The 2,217-nt window shown below is 37.7% G+C and carries 2 protein-coding genes; one reads left to right on the top strand and one right to left on the bottom strand.

The genetic code is table 11. From position 1 onward, the window contains the following. Positions 1 to 75: 75 nt before the first annotated feature. Positions 76 to 1,101 (bottom strand): replication initiation protein, encoded by a 1,026-nt coding sequence (locus tag BLO31_RS01860; protein ID WP_245688350.1) that lies wholly within the window; start codon positions 1,099 to 1,101, stop codon positions 76 to 78. Between the two features lie 1,011 nt (positions 1,102 to 2,112). Here BLO31_RS01860 and BLO31_RS22930 point away from each other — a divergent pair. Further along, the coding region (locus tag BLO31_RS22930) for a transposase (RefSeq protein WP_342668953.1) at positions 2,113 to 2,217 on the top strand (105 nt) is incomplete at its 3' end.

The following is a 2,217-nucleotide window of genomic DNA, read 5'->3' as shown; positions in this document are numbered from 1 at the left end:
TAAGGTTTTTCAATGGGATGAATAGAAAAGGCCGCTACAAGCGTTAGTGATGCTTAAATGACGGCCTTTTAAGGTTTATGAGGGTAATTTTTCGCTAGCTTGAGTAACGTCTCGTAACTTAGTAAAGAAGCCACCAGAGAGATCGTGACCTGCTTCACCCAAAGAAACAAGATGCTCTTTCAAATTATCAAGCTCCCTAAGCGACGGGACGCAAGATCTGGACACTACCTCATTATAGGTTCTTTTGGCGTCTTCATAGCTCAATTGGCGAGTGCTGTTAGCGGTATCACCAGACCATTCAAATAGAAATTTAAGGCCAACAATTTTTCTACCTTCTTTGATGTAAGAAAACCCATAATTCCCCGTTTTTTCATCCACAAAAAACGCGATATTAGACTCTTTTTCGTCAATCTCTTTGATTGCTGGCTTAATTATCCTGTTAATGAAATTGGCATTAACAGCATATGTTTTCTTGGTCAAGCTCCCTTTTTCATCGAGTAAACCAAAAAAGCCGCGAAGATTTTCAATTGTTTGAGGGTGCAATTCTGTGTGCGGTGCTCTAAATCGACAAAGCATTGAGTACAGTCTTTTACCATATTCGGTTTTAATCCTTCTAAATGAACGATGTGGGATTTGCGCGTGGCCTTGAGAGATACCGAGAAATTCAGCGATGAGATCATCATTTGGTTTAATGGTTAATGTACCATCATTATACTTAACGCGCTTAAAAAGCGGGATGAAATCAAAAGATTTTCCTTCTTGCTGAACACCTATCTTTTTGCTTGAAAGTCGATCACTAGGCTTATACAAAATGTTATAAAGGTCTTCTCTTTGCGCTCCAAACCAATCACAGAGAATATCACTTTTAAACTCATAGCTAGGTGATAGCATTTTTCCTTCTAAAAAATCCTGCCAATGGTCAGCATGTAACCTCGACAAGAGCAAAGCAAAAATGTCATGTTCTACAGGTGAAAGAGAGAGACTAGAGAACACAAACGCGTGCGACTTCTTAAAAAAGTCACTTGGTACATCTGTTGATGCTGAGCTAGTGATCGTTGTCTCTTTCGATTTATATAATTCCGTTTGCATAACTATTATCAATTGTTCCTAATTATCTAACCAACTATGACGGTTTACTCTTCATAGCGATAAATTATGACTGTTTACTCCTAGCGGTGGGGAGTAAGTGGTAATATTTAGTTTAATAATGAGTAGCAATACCGGAGTAAGTGGTAATAGTAAAGGGTAAATATTAGGTTTTGGGGGTTAAAGCGGAGTAAACAGTCATAATTAAGCGAAAAAAAGTAAAACGATTCGATTTAATCTAAGATATCAACACCTAAAGCAGCGATTACCGGAGTAAGTAGTTATCTTATCCGGAGTAAAACGATAGTCATACAGGAGTAAGGCGATCTAGTAACCGGAGTAAAGCGATCTAATAACCGGAGTAAAGCGGTCTACTAACCGGAGTAAGGCGATCTAGTAACCGGAGTGACTGGTAATATTAAAGTCTATAAATCATTGAAAAGTAAAGACAAAACAAGACCTATAGATCTTATAGATCTTATAGAGTTCATAGAATATACATATAAATAATAGAGATATTATATAAATGTGGATTTGTGGATAACTGCAAGCCGTTACCCACGAATCCCACATAACAAATAATTGATTTTTTTTTCTTTTTTTAATGAGCTTAAAAAAACAAAGCGATACTAGATATAGAGTGACAAACTCTAGTGATCGGTGGTCAATTGTGCCGAAAATTTACCATTCCATACCTGTAGTGGGCCGCAAACATAATCCAGCGGACCCGATTACAGCGACAATACTGGACCCACATTAAGTGAGAATAAGCTGTATGTCAGGCCCACTTTATATGAGAACAAAGGCGCTTCAACTAAACGCCTTATTTACTATGAATCACAGGCAAAGAGTTTGCGAAACCAGTACGATGAACCTTTGTTTATGTAGTCGCGTTAACTGAACTTTATTTTCAGTCTTAAACCACCTACTTCAGTAGGTGGTTGTCATCCAGTTAGGCTTTGCCTATAGTTCTACCTATGCTAAATGCTCCCTTGATTTTTAGCGAAGTCAAAGAGGAAAAATAGCATGAGTAGATACAATCAAGCTTCCCACGTATTTTGGAGATGTCAATATCACATAGTATGGACACCTAAATACAGGTTTAGGATCTTGAAGAACAATGTAGGTGTA

This window comes from Vibrio sonorensis, from assembly GCF_001854765.1.
Lineage (GTDB): Bacteria > Pseudomonadota > Gammaproteobacteria > Enterobacterales > Vibrionaceae > Vibrio > Vibrio sonorensis.
This window is presented reverse-complemented; position numbering and strand designations above follow the sequence as displayed.